15 protein-coding genes are annotated in these 24,435 nt (G+C 66.3%); all 15 read left to right on the forward strand.

Translation table 11 applies throughout. From position 1 onward, the window contains the following. The first annotated feature begins 3 nt into the window (after nt 1-3). Nucleotides 4-1,896: a dipeptide ABC transporter ATP-binding protein gene (locus SB751_RS10905; RefSeq protein ID WP_144203492.1), complete on the forward strand. Its 1,893-nt coding sequence runs from the start codon at nt 4-6 to the stop codon at nt 1,894-1,896. Between the two features lie 72 nt (nt 1,897-1,968). Then, nucleotides 1,969-3,534 (forward strand): glutathione ABC transporter substrate-binding protein GsiB, encoded by a 1,566-nt coding sequence (gsiB, locus tag SB751_RS10910; protein ID WP_144203490.1) that lies wholly within the window; start codon nt 1,969-1,971, stop codon nt 3,532-3,534. A 193-nt stretch (nt 3,535-3,727) separates the two neighbouring features. Continuing rightward, nucleotides 3,728-4,648 (forward strand): glutathione ABC transporter permease GsiC, encoded by a 921-nt coding sequence (gene gsiC, locus SB751_RS10915; protein ID WP_092289330.1) that lies wholly within the window; start codon nt 3,728-3,730, stop codon nt 4,646-4,648. A gap of 9 nt (nt 4,649-4,657) precedes the next feature. Next, nucleotides 4,658-5,563 (forward strand): glutathione ABC transporter permease GsiD, encoded by a 906-nt coding sequence (gsiD, locus tag SB751_RS10920; protein WP_144203488.1) that lies wholly within the window; start codon nt 4,658-4,660, stop codon nt 5,561-5,563. Nucleotides 5,564-5,570: 7 nt separating this feature from the next. After that, complete coding sequence (locus SB751_RS10925; protein ID WP_144203486.1) at nt 5,571-6,599, forward strand: P1 family peptidase; 1,029 nt, start codon at nt 5,571-5,573, stop codon at nt 6,597-6,599. Nucleotide 6,600: 1 nt separating this feature from the next. After that, nucleotides 6,601-7,428 (forward strand): M55 family metallopeptidase, encoded by an 828-nt coding sequence (locus SB751_RS10930; protein WP_144203483.1) that lies wholly within the window; start codon nt 6,601-6,603, stop codon nt 7,426-7,428. A 70-nt stretch (nt 7,429-7,498) separates the two neighbouring features. Then, nucleotides 7,499-8,245, forward strand: coding sequence for a hypothetical protein (locus SB751_RS10935; protein ID WP_410748026.1), 747 nt, complete (start codon nt 7,499-7,501; stop codon nt 8,243-8,245). A 419-nt stretch (nt 8,246-8,664) separates the two neighbouring features. After that, a complete protein-coding gene (locus tag SB751_RS10940; protein WP_410748027.1) occupies nt 8,665-11,055 on the forward strand; it encodes a filamentous hemagglutinin N-terminal domain-containing protein in 2,391 nt (796 codons plus the stop codon). Then, on the forward strand, nt 11,040-12,794 hold the full coding sequence (locus SB751_RS10945; protein ID WP_410748028.1) for a ShlB/FhaC/HecB family hemolysin secretion/activation protein: 1,755 nt from the start codon (nt 11,040-11,042) through the stop codon (nt 12,792-12,794). The genes SB751_RS10940 and SB751_RS10945 overlap by 16 nt, the downstream gene beginning before the upstream one ends. An 11-nt stretch (nt 12,795-12,805) precedes the next feature. Continuing rightward, nucleotides 12,806-13,612, forward strand: a complete 807-nt coding sequence (locus SB751_RS10950; RefSeq protein ID WP_410748029.1) for a peptidyl-prolyl cis-trans isomerase — start codon at nt 12,806-12,808, stop codon at nt 13,610-13,612. A gap of 62 nt (nt 13,613-13,674) precedes the next feature. After that, on the forward strand, nt 13,675-21,081 hold the full coding sequence (locus SB751_RS10955; RefSeq protein WP_410748030.1) for a filamentous hemagglutinin N-terminal domain-containing protein: 7,407 nt from the start codon (nt 13,675-13,677) through the stop codon (nt 21,079-21,081). Nucleotides 21,082-21,094: 13 nt separating this feature from the next. Further along, nucleotides 21,095-21,346, forward strand: a complete 252-nt coding sequence (locus tag SB751_RS10960) for a hypothetical protein (RefSeq protein WP_149135821.1) — start codon at nt 21,095-21,097, stop codon at nt 21,344-21,346. Between the two features lie 36 nt (nt 21,347-21,382). Then, nucleotides 21,383-21,775: a hypothetical protein gene (locus SB751_RS10965; protein ID WP_410748031.1), complete on the forward strand. Its 393-nt coding sequence runs from the start codon at nt 21,383-21,385 to the stop codon at nt 21,773-21,775. Beyond that, nucleotides 21,772-22,230 (forward strand): DUF2846 domain-containing protein, encoded by a 459-nt coding sequence (locus SB751_RS10970; RefSeq protein ID WP_410748032.1) that lies wholly within the window; start codon nt 21,772-21,774, stop codon nt 22,228-22,230. The genes SB751_RS10965 and SB751_RS10970 overlap by 4 nt, the downstream gene beginning before the upstream one ends. A gap of 62 nt (nt 22,231-22,292) precedes the next feature. Then, nucleotides 22,293-24,431 (forward strand): DUF637 domain-containing protein, encoded by a 2,139-nt coding sequence (locus SB751_RS10975; RefSeq protein ID WP_410748033.1) that lies wholly within the window; start codon nt 22,293-22,295, stop codon nt 24,429-24,431. Nucleotides 24,432-24,435 lie beyond the last annotated feature (4 nt).

Here is a 24,435-nt window from a genome sequence, read left to right on the forward strand (position 1 = left end):
CGCATGGCCAACACCTCTACGCATCGAAACCTCGTACTTCCGCCTGAACGCGTCGTCGCGGTGGACAACCTTTCCGTCCGCTTCGCCACCTCGGAGCGGACCGTCGAGGCCGTGCGCAACCTCTCTTTCCACGTCGATCGCGGCGAGACGCTGGCCGTGGTGGGCGAGTCCGGCTCGGGCAAGTCGGTCACGTCGCTGGCGCTGATGCGGCTGGTGGAGCATGGCGGCGGCAAGATCGCCAACGGCAGCATGCTGCTGCGGCGGCGCGGCGGCGAGGTGCTCGACCTGGCCCGCGCGCCAGATGCCGCCCTGCGTTCCGTGCGCGGCGCGGACGTGGCGATGATCTTCCAGGAGCCGATGACCTCGCTGAACCCGGTATTCCCGGTGGGCGAGCAGATCGCCGAATCGATCCGGCTGCATCAGGGCAAGAACAAGGCTGCCGCGCGTGCCGAGGCGCTGCGCATGCTCGAACTCGTACGCATCCCTGAAGCGCGCCGCGTGCTGGACCGCTTCCCGCACCAGCTTTCCGGCGGCATGCGCCAGCGCGTGATGATCGCCATGGCGCTGTCGTGCAAGCCGGCGCTGCTGATTGCCGATGAGCCGACCACGGCGCTGGACGTGACCATCCAGGCCGAAATCCTGCAACTGATCCGCAACCTCCAGGCCGAGATGGACATGGGCGTGGTCTTCATCACCCATGACATGGGCGTGGTGGCCGAGGTGGCCGACCGCGTGCTGGTGATGTATCGGGGCGAGAAGGTCGAGGAGGGCACCTCCGACGAGGTTTTCCACGCGCCGGCCCACCCGTACACGCGCGCGCTGCTTTCCGCCGTGCCGAAGCTCGGGGCGATGACTGGCAAGGACCTGCCGGCCAAGTTCCCGCTGGTGCAGGTGAACGACGTGGCCGCGCCCGAGGCCGAGGTGCCGCAGGACACCGTCCATGCCGGCGCCGAGCCGATCCTGCGCGTGCGCGACCTGGTCACCCGCTTCGACGTGCCAGGCGGCCTGTTTGGCCGGGTCACGCGCCGGGTGCACGCGGTGGAGCAGGTCAGCTTCGACCTGTACCCTGGCGAGACGCTGGCGCTGGTGGGCGAATCGGGCTGCGGCAAGTCCACGACGGGCCGCTCGCTGCTGCGTCTGGTGGATGCCCAGAGCGGCACGATCGAGTTCGCTGGCCAGAACATCAGCCAGATGCAGGGCCCGGCGCTGCAGGCGCTGCGCCGCAATATCCAGTTCATCTTCCAGGACCCGTTCGCCTCGCTCGATCCGCGCGTGCCGGTGGGTTACTCGATCATGGAGCCGCTGCTGGTGCACAAGGTGGCCAGCGGCCGCGAAGCCGAAGCCCGCGTGGCGTGGCTGCTCGAAAAGGTGGGCCTGACGCCCGCCCACGCCTCGCGTTATCCGCACGAGTTCTCGGGCGGCCAACGCCAGCGCATCTGTATTGCACGGGCGCTGGCGCTGAACCCCAAGGTGGTGGTGGCCGATGAATCGGTGTCCGCCCTCGATGTGTCGATTCAGGCACAAATCGTCAACCTGATGCTCGACCTCCAGCGCGAGCTGGGCGTCGCCTTCCTGTTCATCTCCCACGACATGGCCGTGGTGGAGCGGGTGAGCCACCGCGTGGCCGTGATGTACCTGGGCCAGATCGTCGAGATTGGCCCGCGCCGCGCGATTTTCGAGAATCCGCAGCACCCGTATACGAAGAAGCTGATGTCGGCGGTGCCGATTGCCGATCCGGCGCGCCGTCATGTGAAGCGCGAGCCGCTTTCCGATGAAATCCCCAGCCCGATCCGTGCAGTGGGCGACGAGCCGGTGGTGCAGCCACTGGTGGCGGTGGCCGGCAGCGGCGCGCACGGGCACTACGTGGCCCGGCACCCGGTTGGCGGCGCGTATTGAGTCTTGATTATTGAGTCTTGAGTCTTGTCATCACGCAGTACCGATGATTTTTTCCAACAGGAGAAGAGAAATATGTCTACCCGTATGGTTTCGCCGCGCCTGATCGCCGGCGCCGTGGCGATGAGCGCGATTGGCGCGATGGGCATGCTGGGCGCGACCCCGGCGTTCGCGGCCAAGGACGCCGTGATGGCCGTGTACTCGACGTTCACCACGCTCGATCCGTACGATGCCAACGACACGCTGTCGCAGGCAGCCGTGAAGTCGTTCTACCAGGGCCTGTTCGGCTTCGACAAGGACCTGAAGCTGGTCAACGTGCTGGCTGACAGCTACGACGTGACCAAGGACGGCCTGGTCTACACGATCAAGCTCAAGAAGGGCATCAAGTTCCACGACGGCACCACCTTCGACGCCACCGCCGTCAAGGCCAACCTGGACCGCGTGACCGATCCGGCCAACAAGCTCAAGCGCTACACGCTGTTCAACCGCGTGGCCAAGACCGAGGTGGTGGACCCGGCCACGGTCAAGATCACGCTGAAGGAGCAGTTCTCGCCGTTCATCAACGTGCTGGCCCACCCGTCGGCCGTGATGATCAGCCCGACCGCGCTGAAGAAGTACGGCAAGGAAATCGCCTTCCACCCGGTTGGCACGGGCCCGTTCGAGTTCGTCGAATGGAAGCAGACCGACTACCTGAAGGGCAAGAAGTTTGCCGGCTACTGGAAGACGGGCTATCCGAAGATCGACACCATCACCTGGAAGCCGGTGGTGGACAACAACACCCGCTCGGCCGTGATGCAGACCGGCGAGGCGGACTTCGCGTTCAGCATTCCGTTCGAGCAGGCCGCCGTGCTGAAGGCCAGCCCGAAGGTGGACCTGATCGACGGTCCGTCGATCATCCAGCGCTACGTGTCGTTCAACACCCAGGTCAAGCCGTTCAACGACCCGAAGGTGCGCCAGGCCATCAACTACGCCATCAACAAGGACGCGCTGGCCAAGGTGGCCTTCGCCGGCTACGCCGTGCCGGCCCAGGGTGTGGTGCCGCCGGGCGTGGACTTCGCCGAGAAGCTGGGCCCGTGGCCGTATGACCCGGCCAAGGCCCGCGAGCTGCTGAAGGAAGCCGGCTACCCGAACGGCTTCGAGACCACGCTGTGGTCGGCCTACAACCACACCACCGCCCAGAAGGTGATCCAGTTCGTGCAGCAGCAGCTGCAACAGGTGGGCATCAAGGCGCAGGTGCAGGCCCTGGAAGCCGGCCAGCGCGTGGAGCGCGTGGAGTCGGTGCAGAAGCCCGAGGACGCCGGCGTGCGCCTGTACTACGTGGGCTGGTCGTCGTCGACGGGCGAGTCGGACTGGGCGCTGCGCCCGCTGCTGGCCTCGGAATCGATGCCGCCGAAGCTGCTGAACACGGCGTACTACAAGAACGACCAGGTCGATGCGGACATCGCCGGCGCGCTGCGCACGACGGACCGCGCCGAGAAGGCCAGGCTGTACAAGGACGCCCAGGAACGGATCTGGAAGGATGCCCCGTGGGCGTTCCTGATCACGGAGAAGGTGCTGTTCGCGCGTTCCAAGCGCCTGAGCGGCGCCTACGTGATGCCTGACGGCTCGTTCAACTTCGACGAGATCGACATCAAGCAGTAAGCGTTTTGCGCCCCTCTCCCGCTTGCGGGGGAGGGGCGCAAATATAAAGACGGCGCCACCAAGCGCCGCCGAAGTGGTAGCTGTAGTCGCGGTAAGCAGTCCTTACAGTCGTACGCAGTAAGCCGTGTTGGCCGCCCGCCCGAGATGCGGGGGCATGGGCGGGTGGCCCGCGGTCTCAATTCCTGGTAGCCAGATGCTGAATTACTTCCTCAAACGATTCCTGGGCGTGATCCCGACACTGCTGCTCGTGGCAGTGCTGGTGTTCCTGTTCGTCCACATGCTGCCCGGTGACCCGGCGCGGCTGGCCGCCGGCCCGGAGGCCGACATGGCCACCGTCGAGCTGGTGCGCAAGGACCTGGGGCTGGATCGCCCGATGCCCGAGCAGTTCGTGCGCTTCTTCACCAACGCGCTGCAGGGGGAATTCGGCACCTCGCTGCGCACCAAGCGCCCGGTCTCCGAGGAGATTGGCGAGCGCTTCCTGCCCACGCTGTACCTGACGCTCTCGTCGATGGTCTGGGCAGTCATCTTCGGCATGGCCATCGGCATCGGCTCGGCCGTGTGGCGCAATAAATGGCCGGACCGGCTCGGCATGACGCTGGCGGTGTCGGGCATCTCGTTCCCGGCCTTCGCGCTCGGCATGCTGCTGATGGAGGTCTTCTCGGTGCAACTGGGCTGGCTGCCGTCGATTGGCGCCGATAGCTGGAAGCACTACATCCTGCCTTCCCTGACGCTGGGCGCCGCCGTGGCCGCCGTGATGGCGCGCTTCACGCGGGCCTCGTTCATCGAGGTGCTGCAGGAGGATTTCGTGCGTACCGCCCGCGCCAAGGGCGTGCGCGAGACCGTGGTGGTCATCAAGCACACGCTGCGCAACGCGATGATCCCGGTCGTGACGATGATGGGCCTGCAGTTCGGCTTCCTGCTGGGCGGCTCCATCCTGGTCGAGAAGGTGTTCAACTGGCCCGGCCTGGGCCGCCTGCTGGTGGACGCCGTGGAAATGCGCGACTACCCGGTCATCCAGGCCGAGGTGCTGCTGTTCTCGCTCGAATTCATCCTGATCAACCTGGTGGTGGACATGCTCTACACCGTGATCAATCCCACCATCCGCTACAAGTAAGAGGCCGGCATGACTGAGCTTTCCACGCCCGCCGCGGCAGCATCCCCGATTACCGCCCCGGAGGCCGTCCGCACGCCCTGGACCGAGTTCTGGCGCAAGTTCCGCAAGCAGCACCTGGCCCTGGTGGCCGGCGCCTTCGTGCTGATGCTGGTGGTGATTGCGGTGCTGGCGCCGTACATCGTCCCCTACGACCCCGAGAACTTCTTCGACTATGACGCGCTGAACGCCGGCCCGTCCGCCGCCCACTGGATGGGGGTGGACTCGCTCGGCCGCGACATCTTCAGCCGCATCCTCGCCGGCACGCGCATCTCGCTGGCGGCCGGCTTCTTCTCGGTCATCATCGGCGCCATCGTCGGCACCGTGCTGGGCCTGCTGGCGGGCTACTACGAGGGCTGGTGGGACCGCATCGTGACCCGGCTGTCGGACGTGCTGTTCGCGTTCCCCGGCATCCTGCTGGCCATCGGCATCGTGGCCATCCTCGGCAACGGCATGACCAACGTGATCTTCGCCGTGGCCGTGTTCAGCGTGCCGGCGTTCGCGCGGCTGGTACGCGGCAACACGCTGATGCTCAAGGGGCTGACCTATGTGGAGGCGGCCAGGAGTATCGGGGCGTCCGACTGGACCATCCTGATGCGGCACATCCTGCCGGGTACGGTGTCGTCCATCGTGGTGTATTTCTCGATGCGGATCGGCACGTCGATCATCACGGCCGCCGGGCTGTCCTTCCTGGGCCTCGGCGCCCAGCCGCCCACCCCGGAATGGGGCGCGATGCTCAACGAGGCGCGCGCCGACATGGTCACCGCGCCGCACGTGGCCATCTTCCCGAGCCTGGCCATCTTCCTGACCGTGCTGGCGTTCAACCTGCTCGGCGACGGGCTGCGCGACGCGCTCGATCCGAAGATCGACCGCCGGTGACACCCGCATGACCGCCAACGCGCCCCCCGTGGTCGGCAACCTGCCGGCCGGCTCCCGCAACGCGATCACCGATGTGCCGGGCGTGAGCGTCGGTCATCGCACGCTGGCGGATGGCGCCTGCCAGACCGGCGTGACGGTGATCCGCCCGCACGCCGGCAACGTCTACACCCACAAGGTGCCGGCGGCGGCCGTGGTGCTCAATGGCTTCGGCAAGAGCATCGGGCTGGTGCAGGTGGAGGAGCTGGGCGTACTGGAGACGCCCATCGCACTGACCAACACGTTCGGTGTGGGGACCGTGGCGCAGGCGCAGATCCGCGCGGCGATTGCGGAGAACCCCGAAATCGGGCGCGGCTGGCCCACGGTCAATCCGCTCGTTTTCGAATGCAATGACGGCTACCTGAACGATATCCAGGCGATGGCGGTGCAGGAAGCCGACTACGCCGAGGCGCTGGCGGCTGCCGGGGCCGAGGTGGCGCAGGGCGCCGTGGGCGCCGGGCGCGGGATGTCGTCCTTTGGCGTGAAGGGCGGCATCGGCACGGCGTCACGCATGGCCGGCGGTTACACCGTCGGCGCGCTGGTGCTATCGAACTTCGGCACGGCCGAGTCGCTGATCTATGCGGGCGAAGCCGTGGGCGGCAGGCTGGCGGAGCGTCTGGCCCAAGAGAAAGGCCCGGAGAAGGGCTCGATCATCATGGTCGTGGCCACCGATGCGCCGCTCGACGCCCGGCAGCTGCGGCGCCTGGCGCTGCGCGCCGGCACGGGCCTCGCGCGTACCGGGTCGGTCTTCGGCCATGGCTCCGGCGACATCGCGCTGGCCTTTTCCACAGCCTACACCGTGCCCCATCTGGCCGATATGCCGATGCCCGCCGTGCCGATGGTCCACGAAGCGCGGCTCGACCCGCTGTTCCGGGCCGCCGCCGACAGCGTGGAGCAGGCCATCGTCCATGCCCTCTGGCACGCCCAGCCGGTGACGGGCCGCGACGGCCACCATCGCGCGGCGTTGCGCGAGTTGCTGCCGGACCTCTCCGAGACCTGATATGAAGATCCTGATTTCCGCCGACATCGAAGGCGTGGCGGGCGTATTCCACGCCGAGCAGACGCGCGCCGGCAACGGCGAATACGAGCGCGCGCGCGCCTGGATGACGGCCGAGGCCAACGCAGCCGTGCAGGGCGCATTCGCGGGCGGCGCCACCGAGGTGCTGGTCAACGACTCGCACGGCGGCTTCCGCAACCTGCTGCCGGACCAGATCGACCCGCGCGCGCAACTGGTGCTCGGCAAGCCGCGCTACCTGAGCATGATGGCCGGCGTGGAGCACGACTGCGACGGCGTGTTCATGATCGGCTATCACAGCCGCGCGCAGGGCCGGGGCGTGCTGGCGCACACCATCAACAGCAGCGCCTTCGCGCGGGTCTGGTTCAACGGGCTGGAACTGGGCGAGGCAGGCATCTATGCCGCGCTGGCTGGCGAGTTCGACGTGCCCGTGCTGCTGGCCAGCGGTGACGATGTGTTCATCGCCGAAACCCAGCCGCTGATGCCCTGGGTGCGCTACGTGCAGACCAAGACGGCCGGCGGGCAGGGCAGCGGCACCACGCTGTCACCGGCGGCCGCGCGCGATGCCATCGCCCACGCGGCGGAGGCCGTGACGCGCAATGCCATCGCCCATCCCGAGGCCCGCTGCCTGGAACTGGCCGGCCCGGTCAACTGCCGGCTGCAAACCATGTCCTCCGCCTACGCCGACCTGTTCTGCCAGTGGCCGGCCTTCGAGCGCGTGGACGGCGTGACGCTGGCCTTCACGGCGCCCACCGTGCAGGCCGCCGTGCGCATGCTGAACTGCTGCTCGGCCATGGCCTTCATGCTGAAGTAGCGATAAATGGTGGCGGCGGGGCGCGCGGTGCGACAATAGCGCCCGTTCCCCGGATTTACCCCTCGTCACCATGAAGCAGGCCCCGCCCGGCGGCTGGATTCCCGTTCGCAAGGATTTTGTCGATCCCGCCGCCACACGCTGCCACGCGCGTGGCGCCAAGGGCGGCCGCCACCACGGCTTTCCCGAGGGCCACGCCTATATCCTGCGTGGGCCGGATGGCCACGAATACCCCTTCGGCGCCGACTGCGCCCGCGCCGCGCTAGCCGAGCCGGCATGGCTCGACCAGGTGCCCGACTACACCGAGCGCGACGCCGTGCCGCGCCTCCCCGATTTCACCGACGTGCCCCCGCTGCGCCGCAGCCGCAAGGCCACCGCCGCCGAGCTGGAACTGGCCCGCCGCAACGCCGCCACGCGCTACGTGGTGCTGCGCATGGAGAAGGTGGCCGCCGTGCCGCGCGTACAGCCAACGGTACGCTTCCCGGCGCTGGAAGACCTCTACCAGCAGATCGCACAGGGCGGGGCGCTCTCCAGCGCGCAGGTGACCCGCGTGCTGGCCATCGAACGCAGCGCCGCCACGCCAGCCAAGCTCCGCATGCTGAACCTGCTCGACGTCTACACCGCGCACGTGAAGCTGGAACGCCTGATCGCCGCCTCGAACAACCTCGACAACATCCGCTTCCTGCGCAGCCTCCACGACTGGCTGGCGCGCCACCTTGTGCTCTCCACGGCGCAACTCGACGCCGCCGGCATTGTCATGCATCCCCACGCGTTCCGGTCCGCCTGGCCGAACGCGGGTGGGGAGGGGGAGTTGTTCTAGGGCGCGCAGGCGTGGTCCTGCAAATCCCACGATTGAGGGGGGGACCTCCCTCGTCAGTGGGGGAGGCTTGGGGCGTCGGCTCGGACACCTTGCGACGGGCTGCAATACCCCGCATCGACAGTTAACGGCATGCTGCGCAGTATCTTTAACCTCATGTCCTGATGTAACTGGCTTGGGGTGTGGGATACCGGGTATACGCGCATCGCCGTGCGCAGTGCGGCCTGAATTTAATCTCGCTTATTTCTCCCTTAAAAATTCCGAAACTGCATCAAATTGCAACGTTGCAGCCCGCCCACGCAGCGGGCATTTTTGGCCGATCGGCTATTTGAGGCAGATCCTGCCTTTGTTATCTTCCGGCCCCGAAAGCCGCTGTGCTCGTCAAACGTGCGGCGCAGGATAAGAAAGAAGGGAGTAGGTCGTTGTATCGAGTACGGGGGGTTCTTGCCCGGCTGCCGCGTGGGGCCGCCGGATGGGTCACGGGGCTGAGCCAGTTCGCGCTGGCCGCGCATTGCCTGGCCGCCGGCGTTGTGCCGGACGGTGGCACTGCCACCACAGCCGTCACGGGCGCCGATGGCCGTATCACGGTTGGCGTGGCTGGCGCCGTGGGCGGCGTCTCCACGAATACCTATCGCGAATTCAACGTGCCGCGTGCCGGGGTCGATCTCGACAACTCGGCCGCGCGCGCACGCACCATCCTCAACCAGGTCACCGGCACCAATCCGTCCCTGCTGGAGGGCCAGCTCAGCGTGCTGGGCCCCCGCGCCAACGTGGTGATCGCCAATCCCAACGGCATCAGCGTCAACGGCATGGTGGTGCGGAACATGGGCAACCTGGCGCTGACCACGGGACAGGTCACGTTCAACGATTTCACGGTCAATGGGCAGTTGCAGCGCAACCTTGTGCTGAACACGCGTCAGGGCGCCATCGACATTGGCCCCGGCGGGCTGTCCGGCACGCTGCTGAACCTGGAGCTGATCGCCAAGCAGCTGCGTATCGCCGGCAAGGTGGAGAACCTGTATGCCGATGCGAACGCACGCGTCCGCGCGGTGGTGGGTGACAGCCATGCCGAGATCGACGCCAGCGTTTCCCCCACTGACAACCTCTCGCCCTGGATTGCCTACAGCGCACCGTCCGCCACGCCGGCCAATGGCATCGCGCTCGACATCACGGCTGCCGGCAGCCTGATGGCGGGCCGCATCGAACTGATGGTGACGGACCAGGGCGCTGGCGTACGGCACGCCGGTGCGGCTTACGCAACCGCCGGCGACTTCGTGGTGTCGGGCAGCGGCGACCTGCGGCTGGCATCGGGCCGCATCGAGGCCCATCGCGATGTGGTGGTGGCCAGCGGCGGCTTGCGGGGTACGGGAACCGTGGCGGCGGGGCGGCACGTGTCGGTGGCCTCGGATCGTGTGGAGTTGGCCAACGCTGCGATCCAGGCCGGCACCAAGGGCGCCGGGGACATCGTGATTGGCGCCAGCGGTCAGGTCCATACCGAGCCGGTACGGCTGGCCGATACGACGCTCGATGCCAGCGGCGGCATCGGCCTCTTTGACGCCGGCACGGTCATGCAGTTGACCGGCACGCGTGCCACGGCGGGCGGGCACCTGATCGTCGGCGCCCGTGACGCGGCACTCGATGGCGCGGTGCTGACATCCTTGGGCGGTGCCGCCAACATCGACGCCACCGGGCATTTCGCCCTGCGCGACAGCGACGTCCTGGCCGCCACCGACATCAGGCTGCACGCCGGATCGATCGGGCTTGAGTCGGCGACGCGCCAGTCCACCGCCGTCGCGCGCGGCGGTGGCGTGCTCGTGCAGGCCGATGGCGACTTGGTCAACCTTGGCGCGCTGGTGCAGGGCCAGACGCGCATCCAGGACGCGGATGCGTCACTCGGCGCAGTCACGGTGTTGACTGGAGGCTCGCTCCGCAACGAATCGACGCCAGATTCCCTCGGCATCCTGTTCGGCGTCAACGACGACGTCGTGGTGCGCGCCGGCGGCGACGTCATCAACCGCCGTGCGCGGATGCTGTCCAACGCCCGGCTTGAAGTGACCGCTGCCGGCGACCTCGTCAACGAAATCACCAAGACCGATGGCGCCAGCGCCGAGCAGCCCGTCATCGGCGCATCCTCCGGGCGGCGCTGGCTGGTGCTGTCGAAGCGCAGCAATACCTTCGATATCGACTACGGGGCGGTAGAGCGCCCGAGCCAGGCCGCCTACCTGCTTTCCGAGACCGGCACCACGCTGAGTGGGCGCAATGTGATCAATACCGGGGGCAACATCTACGCCAACAACGGTTCGATCGTCGTCAAGGCGGCCGATACGTTCCGGACCGAAGGCGTCACCAGCGGCGCCGCGCACCTCTCGCGCACGTGCATGATCGTGTGCCGGACTTCGGCCTCCTCGACGACAACCGTCAGCGGCGGCCTGCTGTCCGCCGGCGGCGATATCGACATCACGGCGGGCCGCGTGGCCGAGAATATTGGCGGGCGCGTGCTAGCGGTGGGCAACCTCTCGGTCAACGCGCCGGTAACTTATGCCACGGGCGTTACCGGCTACACGGCGATCGCCCAGGACCGCGGTTTCAAGGTGTTCTTCGGCGACACCTGGGCGCGGCTGTATGCCATGGACGTGGGTGGGAGCTGGATGGCCACGGGCCGCACGCGCCTGAGCGGCGACGCCGTGATCGATGGCGGCAGCCTGGACGGCGAGGTGACGGTGGCCGGGAACACCACAGTGGTGCGTCCCAGGCAGCAGGACCCGGTCAGCATCGAAAGCCATGTGGGGTTGACGTCATGGGCATGGCGATGAGCACCCGGCACGTAGTGGCATGGGCGGCTGCCTGGACGGCCGGCACGGCAGCCTGGGCGCAGGCGCTGCCGCCGGGCCCCATCGTTCCGGAAGACCCCGCCCAGCGCCTGCTGCGGGAGCAGCGCCAGCGCGACCTGGAGCGCGAGGCCACGCAGCCGCCGGCCCGCATCGACAGTGGCGCCGTGGTGGCGCCCGACGCGCGCGTGGAAGACGTGGCGGAGACCTCCGCCACCTTCGACATTGCACGGATCGACGTGGTGGGCAACACGGTGCTGTCCGATGCCGAAGTCGCAGCCATTACGGCGCCATTCGTCGGCCGGGCACTTGGTACCAATCGGATCAACCTGCTGCTGCGCCGCTTTACCGAGGCGTTCGTGGCACGCGGTTTCATCACCACGCGCGCCTACCTTGGCGAGCAGAACCTCGCCAGCGGCGTGCTGGTGGTGACCGTCGTGACGGGGAAGGTGGAAGCCCTCCAGCTCAACGGCCGCACGCTCCGGCCCGGCAGCGCGCCGCTGTTCGATGCGGTGGGTGGCGGCTGGGTGACGGATGCCGGCACGGCCTGGCAGTTTCCGGGGTCGGGCGACACCCTGCGCCTGCCCGATCTGGAGCAGGGCGTAGACCAGCTCAACCGCCTGCGCCGCAATCGCGCGGAAATGCAGATCCTGCCGGGCCAGACCCCGGGCGGGTCGGTCGTGGCGCTGACGAATCCGCCCGGCGACCGCTTCCGCTTCAACGCCGGCGTGGACAACTATGGCAGCCGCAGCACGGGCATCGCCCGCACGCGGCTTGGCATGGATGCGGACAACGCGCTGGGGCTGCAGGAATCGTTCTCGGCCAGCTATGTCGGCACCACCGACACCAATGCCGCCGTGGCTTCGGCGGCGCTGCCATTCGGCTACAACACGTTCAGCTACACGGCATCGCTGTCGGAGTACCAGAACACCATCGGCGATACGGCGCTGCTCTACGGCCGCAGTATCGGCCATACCTTTGGCTGGAACCGCGTGATCACGCGCGGGCAGACCGGCCGGCAGGCGCTCGACTTGACCCTGACGTGGCGCAAGAGCGAGCGCGATATCAACAACCTGCAACTCGATCCGCAGCGGCTGACCGTGCTGCGCGCCGGCTGGAACGGCCTGTGGCGCTTTGCCGCCAATGGCATGCAGGGCTACGTGACCGCCGACGCTGGGTACTCGCGTGGCCTGACATCGCTGCACGCCACGCGCGATCCGTCCGATATCCGCCAAGACGAGGCGCACGCCCAGTTCAACAAGCTCGACGCCAGCTCCACGCTGCAATTGCCGCTCCCGCCGGTAGCCGGCGGCGCGGTGCTGGCGTGGCGCGCCCAGCTCACGGGCCAATGGACCAACGTCGCGCTGTTCGGCTCGGAGCAAATCTACGCCGGGGGCATGAGCACCGTGCGCGGCTTCCGGGAAGGCGTGATTGCCGGGGATCGCGGCGCCTATCTGCGCAACGAGCTGGCCTGGGCCAATGCGCCCGTCGTGGCCGGCATCCGCATCGAACCCTATCTCTTTCTCGACGGCGGCGAGGCCCAGTACGTGGCCACCCGCCAGTGGCAGGCCGTGGCTGGCGCCGGGGCAGGCGTCCGCCTGTCGGCCCAGTGGGCCGGCCAGACGCTGAGCGGCGAACTGCTGGCCGGCGCGCCACTGGCCCAACCCGCGAACCTCGGCCCCAAGCGGACCGTCTTGCTGGCCACGCTGAACTGGATCTACTAGGAACCCAAACCATGCAACCGATTCTCTCCCGCCTCGCTGCCGGCGCTGTCCTGGCACTCGGCCTTCATGTTGCCTACGCCGCAACGGTCAATGGCGTGACGATCTCCGGCGCCGCCATCGTCGAGGCAGCAAAGGCGGCTGGCCTGCCAGACACGCCTCAGTCGCGCGAGGTGATCAAGCAGCAATTGATCGCGCGCGAGCTGTTCCGGCAGGAAGCCAGCAAGGACAAGGCGCTGGAAGGCCGCCCCGAGGTGCAGACGCAACTGCGGGAGGCCCGCAACCAGATCTTGACGCAGGCATGGTTGAAGGACCGGATCAAGCCTGAGCCGGTGACGGACGCGCAGGTACGCGGGCGGTACGACGCCATCGTGGCGTCGCTGGGCGCCATGGAGTACAAGGCGCGCGTGATCGAGCTTGCCGATGACGCGGCGGCCGACAAGGCGCTGGCCCGGATCAAGGCCGGCGAGGACTTCGCCAAGGTCGCCCAGGACATGAGCCTGGCGCCCACCCGCGCCAGCGGCGGGGCGCTGGACTGGGTCAGCTTCAAGGTGCCCGCGCAGGAAGGCCGTACGCAAAGCCTGCCGCTGCCGCTTGCCGAAGCCATTTCCACGCTCCCGGCGGGCGGGGTGAGCCCGAGCCCGGTCACCTGGAACGCCCGCCGCTACCTCGTCAAGGTGGACGCCTTGCGTCCGACGCAGGTGCCGTCGTATGACGCGGCGGCACCGGGCATCCGGCAGGCCCTGCAGGCGCAGGCGCTCGAACGCGCCACGGTGGCCCTGGTCACCAGCCTGCTGACCAAGGCAAAGATCACCCAGTGACCTGCCGCCATCGTCAGTAATCCCCGTCCTTGCCGCCCCCTGGAAGAACTCGTAGGAACGCCATGCAACGCGACCGCTCGGCCACGCCGTCCGTCCACGCCCTGAACATTCACGCCCCGACCGCCCCGACCGCCGCGACCTTCCCGACGGATACGCGGGAGCCAGCTTCGCTGGCCGAGCGGGGCCGGCGCAGCCTGCTTGCACGGGCGGTGGCGGCGACGGTGGCCGTCACGTTGTGGCTTGGGCCGGTGCAGATCACCCTGCAGCAAGCGCGGCAGGCGGCGGGCGCGCTGGCTGCGGGGGCGACGGACGTCGATGCGCTGGCCGTGCACGGCGGCGCCGTGCGGCAGGGGGTGTTGCGCTGGGCGGTGTCGAAGCTGCCGGTGTTGCTGCGCTTCGGGCCAGCAGAGGCGCTGGCCGCGCCGATTACCGATCCGAACGCGCCGGTACGCTTCACGCCGTCGATTTCGGTGACCACGGGGCCGGGGGCGCCCGATGGCGGTGTGCCGGTCGTCGGCATCACCACGCCGAACGCGCAGGGCATCTCGCTGAACCAGTATCGGACGTTCGTGGTCGATCCCATCGGCCTGATCCTGAACAACAGCGCAACCGGCGGCGGCGCTTTCCTGGGCGGGCAGGTCGCCGGCAATGCCAACCTGGCTGCGTCAGGGCCGGCGCGGCTGATCGTCAACCAGGTCACCAGCAGCGCGCCGGCGCAAATCAACGGCACCGTGGAGATCTTCGGCGCAGCGGCGGGCCTCGTGATTGCCGCGCCCGGAGGCGTCTACACCAATGGCGCGGGGTTCACCAACACCAGCCAGGTGACGCTGACCACCGGCACGCCGCAATGGCTGTCGGCCGCCGGCACCGCCACGAGCTTCGACACCGCCGCCACGGCGGGCTTCCTGGTGGAAGGCGGCAGGATCCAGATCGGCAATCCCAACCCGGGCAGCGCTGCCACGGGCATCGAGGGCACGGTCGGCAACATCAGCCTGATTGGCGAGTCGATCGGCATTGACGCCGCGCTGAACGCGGGCAAGCAGATCAACGTGGTGGCCGGCCGCCAGCTGGTGACGCCGCTGGGCGATGGCTTTGCCACTGCCGCAGCCGGGGCAAACAACGCCGCGTCCAATACCAGCGCGAGCAACGGGCTGGCCATCGACGCCACAGCGTTCGGTGCGATGAACGCCGGCCAGATCCGGATCATCAGCACGGCGGCGGGCGTGGGTGTGCGTGCCGATGGCAACCTGGCGGCATCGGCCGGCAATCTGACCATCGACTCGGCTGGCAATCTCAAAGTAGGCAGCACCTATGCCAAGCAGGCGGCGGCGCTCAACGCGGGCGGCGCGATCGTGGCGTCGGGCAACGGCCAGGCAGAGGCGGGCTACACGGCTCAGGCGGGTGGGGATGTCACGCTGGGCGGTACGCTGGAGTCGGGTCGGGCGCTGACCGTCACGGCTGGCGGCGCGATCAACGGGGCCGGCGGCGTGAAGGCGGCGGAGGCGGTGACGCTGGATGCCGCTGCCAGCGTGGACGTTGGCGGCGCCGTCAATGGCGCCACCGTGCTCGTCAAGGCGGCGGGGCAGGACGGGCGCGGCGATATTCGGCTCGGCGGCGACGTGACGTCGCCGGGCGCGATCCGGTTGCAGGCGGCACGCGACACCCTGATCGACGGCAACGCGGTGTCGGCCGGAGACCTCGACCTGGCATCGCAACGCAACCTGACGATTCGCGGCGCGGCCGGCAGTACGGCGGGCAACGTCGCGCTGACGGGCGTCACCGGGAGCGTAACCACCAGCGGCAACGTGGTGTCGCCGGGCACGCTGACGGTGACGGCTGGCACAGACGCCGTGCTGGGCGGGCAGGTGCTGTCTACCGGTGCGCTGAACGTGACGGCGCAGAACGGCAGTATCAGCACGAGCGGGGAGATCGGCAGCAACGCGGGCCTGACGCTGACCGCTTCCCGTGATGTCACCGTGGGCGGCCGGGCACAAAGTGCCGGCGACACCCGCATCCGCGCGACGCAAGGCAATGTGGCGATCCAGGGTGCCCTGACCAGCGATGGCGCGGCGGACATCGGCGCCGGCGGGAGCGCCATGGTGGCGGGCAGCCTGTCCAGCGGTGGCAATACGACGCTGACGGCTGCGGGCGGATCAGCGACGGTCAGCGGCGCGCTGACCAGCCTCGGCAACGCCACGGTGAGCGGCGCGCAGGACGTGACCATGTCGGGCAGCACGCTTGTGGGCGGCAACCTCGGCGTGGCGGCGGGCGGCTCGGCGAATGTGAGCGATCTGACGTGGATTGGCGGTGACGCCACGCTGCGCGGCAATGACGTGACGATCGGCGCGGCGGCCACCGGCAACGGCAACGCGGTGAACGGCAAGCTGGACGCTGCCGCCACGCGCGCGCTGACCCTGTCCGGGAACAGTACAGGTACGAACGTCTCGTTGAGCGGGGCAACCATCGTCAACCAGGGTGTCACCGCTGCGGTACAGGCCCTGAGTGTGGGAGGCGGCACCGTCATCAATGCCGGCACGATGGCCGGCAACACGGCCGCGTTCAACGTCGGCAACCTGACGAACCGGGGCACCATCGGCGGCCAGACCGTGGACGCCACGGTGACGGGGGCGCTCGACAACGCGTACGGGCTGATTGCCGGTGCGCAGCGCCTCGACGTGACCGCCGGCACCCTGGCCGCGAACCAGGGCGGCACGCTGTTCGCGGGGGACCTGACCGGCCAGAGCCCGCTGACGGGCAATCTCGGCTTCACGGTATTGGGTGGCAACGGCAGCTTCAATAACGCGAGCGGCCAGATCCTGGCGGGCAACAACCTGACGGTCAACGCGCTGAACCAGGTCTTCGACCCATCGGCAACGAGCACCGGCAGCCTCAACGCCAACGGCACGCTGACGCTGGGCGCGCTGGCCATCAACAACACCGGCACCTGGACCGTGCCGGGCGGCAGCGTGGTGCTCAATGCCAGCCAGGGCATCACCAACAGCGGCACGATCCAGAAGGCTGGCGACCTGTCATTGGCAACTGGCGGTACGTTGACCAACACGGGGCAGATTGTCGGTGGCAGCAACGTTTCGCTGTCGGCTGGCAATTTGTCCAATACCGGCACGATGCATGCCAACGGCAACCTCGCGCTGGACGGCAACGTCACCAACCGTGGCGTGGCGGAGGCGCTGGGTGACATCGTCGTCACGGGTTCGAACTACGACAACACGGGCGCGAAGACCCAGGCCAATCGCGACGTGAAGATCGACATTGGCGGCACGGTGTCGAACACCGGTGGCGTGCTCGGCGCGAACCGCGACATGCATATCGCTGCCGGGGCGGTCGTCAATGACCGGACCGGGCCGGTGGATGCCGGCAGCACGACCGGCAAGGTGACGAACGACGCGCTGCTGGACGCGACGGTGATCGGCAGCTATCGGCCGTGGGTGGGTGGCGAGGGCAATTGCGAGGGCTGCTCCGATTCCGGGCCGAAGCCAGGTAATCCGCTGGATATCCGCATTGGAGATGTCACGCGCAATCCCGATGGCATGACGGTATCGCCTGTCATCGGCTATGTGCCGTTCTACAACGGTGGCGAGGGCGGCATCGTCTATTTGCCGATGTGGCACCTGGGACCGAACGAGCCCGGAACGGGTAACCCGGTCGTGGCGCTTCCGACGGTCGACCGCACCATCATCAGCCAGACGGACGGCGTGGCCGGCCAGATCATCAGCCGGGGCAAGCTCGAGATTGCCGCCTCAACGCTTTCCAACAAGGGCGGTGCCATCTCCGCAGGCAGCGACCTGACGCTGAACGTGGGCCTACTCGACAACGGCCGCTCCGCCACGCTGGTGAACAGCGTGACCGACCGCGTGAACGCGGGCGAACTGAGCGCGTTCCTGGCGCAGTTGGTGCAGTTGGGCGCCAACGTCGACGGGACGATGCCGGACACGACGCAGATGATGTTCGGCACCCCGGCACCCGGATGCCAGGGCGACAGCTGTAGCGCGCCACCGCTGACCGCATCGCCGATGAACGTGGGGGTTGCGGCAGATAACTCGGCCGTCAGCGCTCCCACCCAGTCATCGACCATCTACCAGCTTGGCAAGGCTGGCCAGATCACCTCGGGGGGCAATCTCGCCCTGACTGGCACCGGTGACCTGACCAATGCCGGGGACATGGCGGCGGCGGGCAAGGTGACCATCACCACGCCCGGCACGTTCACCAACCAGGGTGTCCATGACATCCAGGTGAGCACCCGCCAGGGGTGCGTGCCCGGTGCCGATTGCCCGGACGACAGCGCGCCGACCGTCCAGTCCGTCACGTGGCAGCAGACGCCCAGCACGGTGGCGGCGGGCCAGACGCTGGCCATCAACGCGGCGAACGTGAGGAACCTGAGCGGCACGCTCGCCGCGCAGGGCAACGTGGACATCACGGCGGGCGGCACGGTCACGAACCAAGCCGGCGCCATCCAGTCGCTGTCGGGCGATGTCTCGATTACGGCGGCGTCGCTGGTCAATACCTCGCTCGACCCGGTGCAACTGCGCAAGAGCTACGGCGGCCAGAATCCGTCGTACGCGGGCGGCTGCAACCCCGGCGGCACCCATGGGAACAGCCAGTGCTCAGCAATGGAGGACGCGGCCGCAGGGCCGGCGGCGGTCATCAGCGGTGCGCGCGATGTCTTCATTCAGGGCGGGAGCGTCAACAACCACGGCGCGCTGATCAGCGGCGGCCGCAATGTCAGCGTGCAAGCCACCGGCGGCGTGGACAACACGGCCATCGCGCTCAATGCGGACTGGGTTGGTCGCTGGCAGGAAGACCGCAGCGGCGGCGACCGCTGGCACGATACCGGCGGCCGGGCCGCCATCGGCAACATTGCCTCGGGCATTCAGGCCGGCAATGCGCTGTCCGTGAATTCGGGCGGCCAGATCGTCAATACCGGCAACCTGATGGGCGCGGCGGTGGACATCACCGGTGCCGCGATGGTCAACGGCATCACCAGCCCGAACCAGCCGACGCCCCCGGCTGCCCCGCCAACACAGGTCATTTCACTCGGCCCGCCGCCGGTGCCGGCCGGCTCGCTGCCGGCCGCGACGCCCACGGCGGACCCGACCGAACCGTGGCAATTCACCCCGGTCATCGTGGCGACGCCTGCCGCGCCCACGGCGGGTGGGCCGGCCACCGTTGACTGGCACTTCAACGCCAAGCCCGACGGCACGCCGCTGACAGCGCCGACGAACACCGGCGGCCGTGCCCAATACGTCAACCCGAACCCAGCGACGGGCGTGCTGGCCGGCGTGACGCCGGATAGCCTGCTGGGCCAGTTGCCGCCGGAACTGCGGTCGGGCAACGTCACGTTCTACTACGACCCGTACACCGAATCGCAGAAGTTGAATCAGGCCGCCTTGCAGCAGACGGGGCAGGACAGCTTCGTCAGCGGGCTGGCATGGGACAGCCAGAACAATCTCTCGGTCGATGACCAGGAGAAGCTGGCGCTGTACAAGAACGCGGCGGACTACGCCAAAGAGCACAGCATAGCGCTGGGCACGGCGCTGACTGACGAACAGGTGCACGCGCTGGACAAGCCGATGCTCTGGTACGTGGAGCAGGCCGTCCCGGACCCGCGCTGCACGGTGGCGAGTACGGCCTGCGGCAGCGTGAACGCGCTGGTGCCGCAGGTCTATCTGCCGGACGGCTACGTCCAGGCGCTGGCGACGCCCAACGGCGGCGCGATCAGAGGGCAGAACGTCAGCCTGGACATCGACGGACAACTGCGTAACAGCGGCCAGATCACGGCCGGGGACCTGCTGCAGGTGAAGGCGGGCAGCCTGGACCTGAGCCCGAACGTGGTGGACATCGGCACGAATGCGTACAAGGCGCAGGGCGGCTGGAATGTGGTGACGGGCACGGTGGTGCAGCCGGGCGGGTTCCTGTCGGCGATGCGCATGGACATCGACGCCGGCACGATCCACGCAGTGAACGACGCCTTCCGCATCACCCGTGCCGACGGCACCGTGGACGAGGAAGCCAGCGCGGCGCTGGTGGCGCAATTGAAGGAGAGCCTCGGGCTGAACTACACCGAGGACACGCTCCAGGACGACATCCACACCCGGTATATCAAGGAAAAGAAGGGCTTCGGCATCATCGGCCAGATCGTGGCGATGGTGGCTGCGGTGGCGATTTCGATTGTTACGGCGGGTGCGGGGGCGGTTGTTGTCACAGCGGCATTTGGTGCGACGTTTGCCGGTTCCGTGATGGGCGTCGCGCTATCGGCGGCGATCTCCGGCTTGGTTGCCGGTACGTTGTCCAGCATGGTGACGCAGGTCATTACCACGGGCTCGCTCAACCTCGGCGCCGCGCTGAAAGCAGGCGCGGTATCCGGCCTAACGGCCGGCCTGACCCAAGGCGCGATGGGAGCTTTGGACCTCAGCTCTCCCGGGGTGACAAGCTTTGGCGACAATATTGCCAAGGGCGACTGGACCGCTGTGCAGGCGAACTTGGGGAGTTATGTCGAAGCAAGCGTAGTCCGCTCGGCGATCAGCGCGGGCGTGAACACCGTGGCCTATGGCGGAAGCTTTGGGCAGGCGTTTGTTGGCGGGTTGGTAAAGGATGCAGCGGCAGTTGGCGCCAACGCGATGGGGGTGAGTGCGCCGGGTATCGGCATGCCGGGCTCGGACCCGTCGACGATCCTGACCAATGTATTGGGACATGCGCTGGTGGGCTGCGCTGCGCAGAGCTTGAGCGGTGGGGATTGTGCGGGAGGGGCGATCGGCGGGGCGGCGAGTGCTATTGCGGCCCCATTGATTCGGGACGAGGTCTACGCGGGAAGCAATGTCGTCAACTACAGCGATGACAAGGTTCGGCAGGCTATTACGGTTGGGCTTGCGACGCTGATTGGAGGAGCGACTGGCGCGCTGTTGGGCGCCGATGTCACCTCTGCCGGGATGGCAGCGCAAAATGAGGCGCTGAACAATGCGACGAGCGGCAGCCGAAAGCCCGGCACGCCGGACGAGATTCGCAAGTTCCTCGACAAGGAGCGGGCAGCATTTGGGCAGGCTCGATCAGTTCAAGGAACGGCTGGCGCTGAGGTGTTGGCGCCGAGCCCGTTGGTTCTCGGTGGCTATCGCGGTGGAAACGGCATTCCCCCTGGACTGAATGGTTTAGCCAATCCTGGAGCTATACGATTTACGCAAAATAGCATTGGATCTGCTTTCTCAGATGGTACGACCCTGCAGTCGACTATCGGAAAGCTGCAGTCCGGCATAATTTCTCCAACCGATCTACCGCCGATTCGGGTGTTTGAAAGAAACGGTATGATTTATACTTTAGATAATAGACGGCTCTTTGTAACGTCGCAGGCGGGTACATCGGTTAATATCAAGCCAGCAACTGCGCAAGAGGTAAATAAGGAAGGTCGGAAGTTCACAACGACCAATGACGGATGCATAGTTTGTATTCGTGGTAAATAAAATAGAGATAATTATGGCTGCTCTATCAGTAAATGGTGTGCATACAAAAGGCGATTTTTCTGATTTCGTCAGGGCGCTCGTCCTTGATTTGGAAGAAAATCCGGGCGATTGGGAGAACGTGTCACTGCAGTCATTCTTAGTTGCTATGGCGGCATGGGTTGATGATATGGACCAGTATTATGTAAATACAGGGCAAGTGGTCCCGGCCTCGCCGAATTGGAAGACATTCGCCGAAATATTGTGTGCGGCAAAGAATTACGAATAAGACTAGCAAGTTGCTTTTTTACGGGGAGGTAACAAAATGAGATTTCTTTGTGCCAAGTTTGCATTGATGGCGTCGCTCGGCCTCGCTGCATGCGCCCCAATGATCCCCGCATCTCCTGCGCACCTTGTGCTCTCGCAGCCGAGCACAGCAACTAACCGCATCCAGTTCCAATCCGAGGTCTCCATAAAACTGGACACCGGCTACACCCGCACCCTACGCGACAAATCCATTTGGTCCCGCATCGGCCAAGTCCCTCAGGGCGACGTCTACCGCCCAGTCGGCACCGTTTTCACCATCGAAGGCCGCCAGGTCCACGAAGCGTATCTGGTCGTCAAGGACCGTCAACTAGTCGGGTTTTATCTTCCCGGGGAAGATCAATATTCCCCGCTTTCCACCGCAGTACCCTTAACATTTGGAGAAGTTGAATGAAACGAGTCGTTCGCCTCGCGCTGACCGGTATGGCCTTGTCGTTCCTGATGGCCGGCTGCGCTTCTGGCGTGAAGCATTCGGAAATGGCGTCTTCCATCCCATCGCTCAAATCGGGCGAGGGTCGCGTGTATTTCCTGCGCTCGGCGTCGATGTTTGGAGCTGCGGTCCAGCCCGATCTCCGCCTGAATAACGAAGTGGTGGGTGAATCGAAGCCGGGCGGCTTCTTCTTTGTAGATCGTCCTGCTGGCAAATACGTCGCCTCGGCCGCCACTGAGACGGAGAAGACCCTCAGCTTTGTGCTCGATTCCGGGGAAACCAAGTATGTGCGCAGCTCGCCGTCGATGGGCCTGATGGTGGGTCGCGTGGTGCTGGAACTGGAAACGCCGGAAAAGGCAAAAGAAGATCTCGCTTCGCTGAGCTATACGGGCGACCAGGTCAAGACGGCTGCGAAGTAATAGGAAGTGTTGGGAGGGAGGCTCCGGCACCCTCCAAGCTGAGGCGTTGCGCCCTTAGCTGATTGGCTTATCAGGTCTACCTGCCGGACGGCTACGTCCAGGCGCTGGCGACGCCCAACGGCGGCGCGATCAGAGGGCAGAACGTCAGCCTGGACATCGACGGACAACTGCGTAACAGCGGCCAGATCACGGCCGGGGACCTGCTCCAGGTGAAGGCGGGCAGCCTGGACCTGAGCCCGAACGTGGTGGACATCGGCACGAATGCGTACAAGGCGCAGGGCGGCTGGAATGTGGTGACGGGCACGGTGGTGCAGCCGGGCGGGTTCCTGTCGGCGATGCGCATGGACATCGACGCCGGCATGATCCACGCGGTGAACGACGCCTTCCGCATCACCCGTGCCGACGGCACCGTGGACGAGGAAGCCAGCGCGGCACTGGTGGCGCAACTGAAGGAGAGCCTCGGGCTGAACTACACCGAGGACACGCTCCAGGACGACATCCACATCCGGTTTATCAAGGAAAAGAAGGGCTTCGGCATCATCGGCCAGATCGTGGCGATGGTGGCTGCGGTGGCGATTTCGATTGTTACGGCGGGTGCGGGGGCGGCGCTGATGGGCGTAGCCATGGCCCAGATGACGATCGCCCAGGCAATGATTGCCGTGGCCATCGATGCAGCCATCTCGGCCACGCTGTCGAGCATGGTGACCCAGGTCATCACAACCGGTTCGTTGAACATCGGCGCGGCGCTGAAGGCGGGCGTTGTGTCTGGCATGACAGCTGGGGCGACCCGAGGCATTACAGCGGGATTTAACCTCGGTGACACCGGTATTGGTAGCTTTGGCGACAATCTTGCCCAAGGTAATTGGGCGGCGATGCAGGATAGTGTCGTCAATTACATGGAGGCAACCGTAGTCCGCTCAGCGGTCAGTGCTGGCGTGAATACGATTGCTTATGGCGGGAGTTTTGGGCAGGCGTTTACGGGTGGGCTGGTAAGGGATGCGGCGGCGCTCGGGGCCAACGGCATTGGTGTGAATGCACCGGGCATTGGCATGCCGGGCTCGGATCCGTCGACGATCCTGACCAACGTATTGGGACATGCGCTGGTGGGGTGTGCTGCGCAAAGCCTGAGCGGTGGGGACTGTGCTGGTGGCGCGATTGGCGGGGCGGCTAGTGCTATTGCGGCGCCGTTGATTCGGGATGTTGTCTATGCCGATAGCCCAGTACTCAACTACAGTGACGACAAAATTCGGCTGGCGGTTACCGTCGGTCTGGCAACGCTTGTAGGCGGGGCTGCGGGCGCGCTTCTGGGTGCTGACGTCAATTCGGCAGGGTTGGCGGCACAGAATGAAGCGATCAATAACGCTACGAGTCGATATCAGAACGTTAAGGATCCTCGTTTTCAGGCCAATGTAAAGGCGTTGGGCGCGTGTGTCGATCCGGTGTCCTGCCGCTCCAACGCCGCCTTCCTGGAGGCGCAAGTCGGAGTGCTGAGCGATGCAAAGATCGCAGCCATGTGCGGTGGCAATGCAGATTGTGTATCTGCACGGCAGGAGGAGCGAGGTCTGTATCAGCAGGCGTATGGGGAGGCACTGGCGCACCAAGACACCAACGTTGCGGCTCGGGATTTCTTGATCCGTGCGAACAATACGCAGAGTAAAGGCTATACCGCCACACAGATCGACAACGCACTGCTGCGATTCCAGCTTGGTACAAGCGACCCGACGAATCCTATTGATGCTTTCGTTGCCAAATCTATTCTTGGCAATGTTGCCCTTTTTGGAGCGATTAAAGGTGTCACCGGGGTGGACTCGGATGGAGGTGGTAGTTCCCGTGGGCCAAGACCAACAGCCGCAGGCCGAGTGCCGTCCGAAGCGGATCTTGTAAATCTGGCCAGCCAGCAACGTACCCAACATATTCTTTTGGGAGATGCCACTGGTGGTGGACATTTATGGCCGGGGGCTCCCGGGAAGACTGCCTTTCCGTCCGTATGGACAGAAAGCCAAATCATGCACAATGTATCGGATCTCGCGACGGATCCGACAGCGAAATGGACCCAACTCACAGGTAAGGCGGGGGCTGACTACACCTCAAAAGGCGCCCCTGTCCGGTGGGCTGTGGAAGGCGTGCGGGACGGGGTGCAGGTTCGTGTCATCGTGGAACCTCGCGGTGAGGGAATCATTACAGCATACCCAAAGCAATGAGGCC

Source organism: Cupriavidus sp. SIMBA_020, assembly GCF_046535395.1.
Taxonomy (GTDB): Bacteria; Pseudomonadota; Gammaproteobacteria; order Burkholderiales; family Burkholderiaceae; genus Cupriavidus; species Cupriavidus campinensis.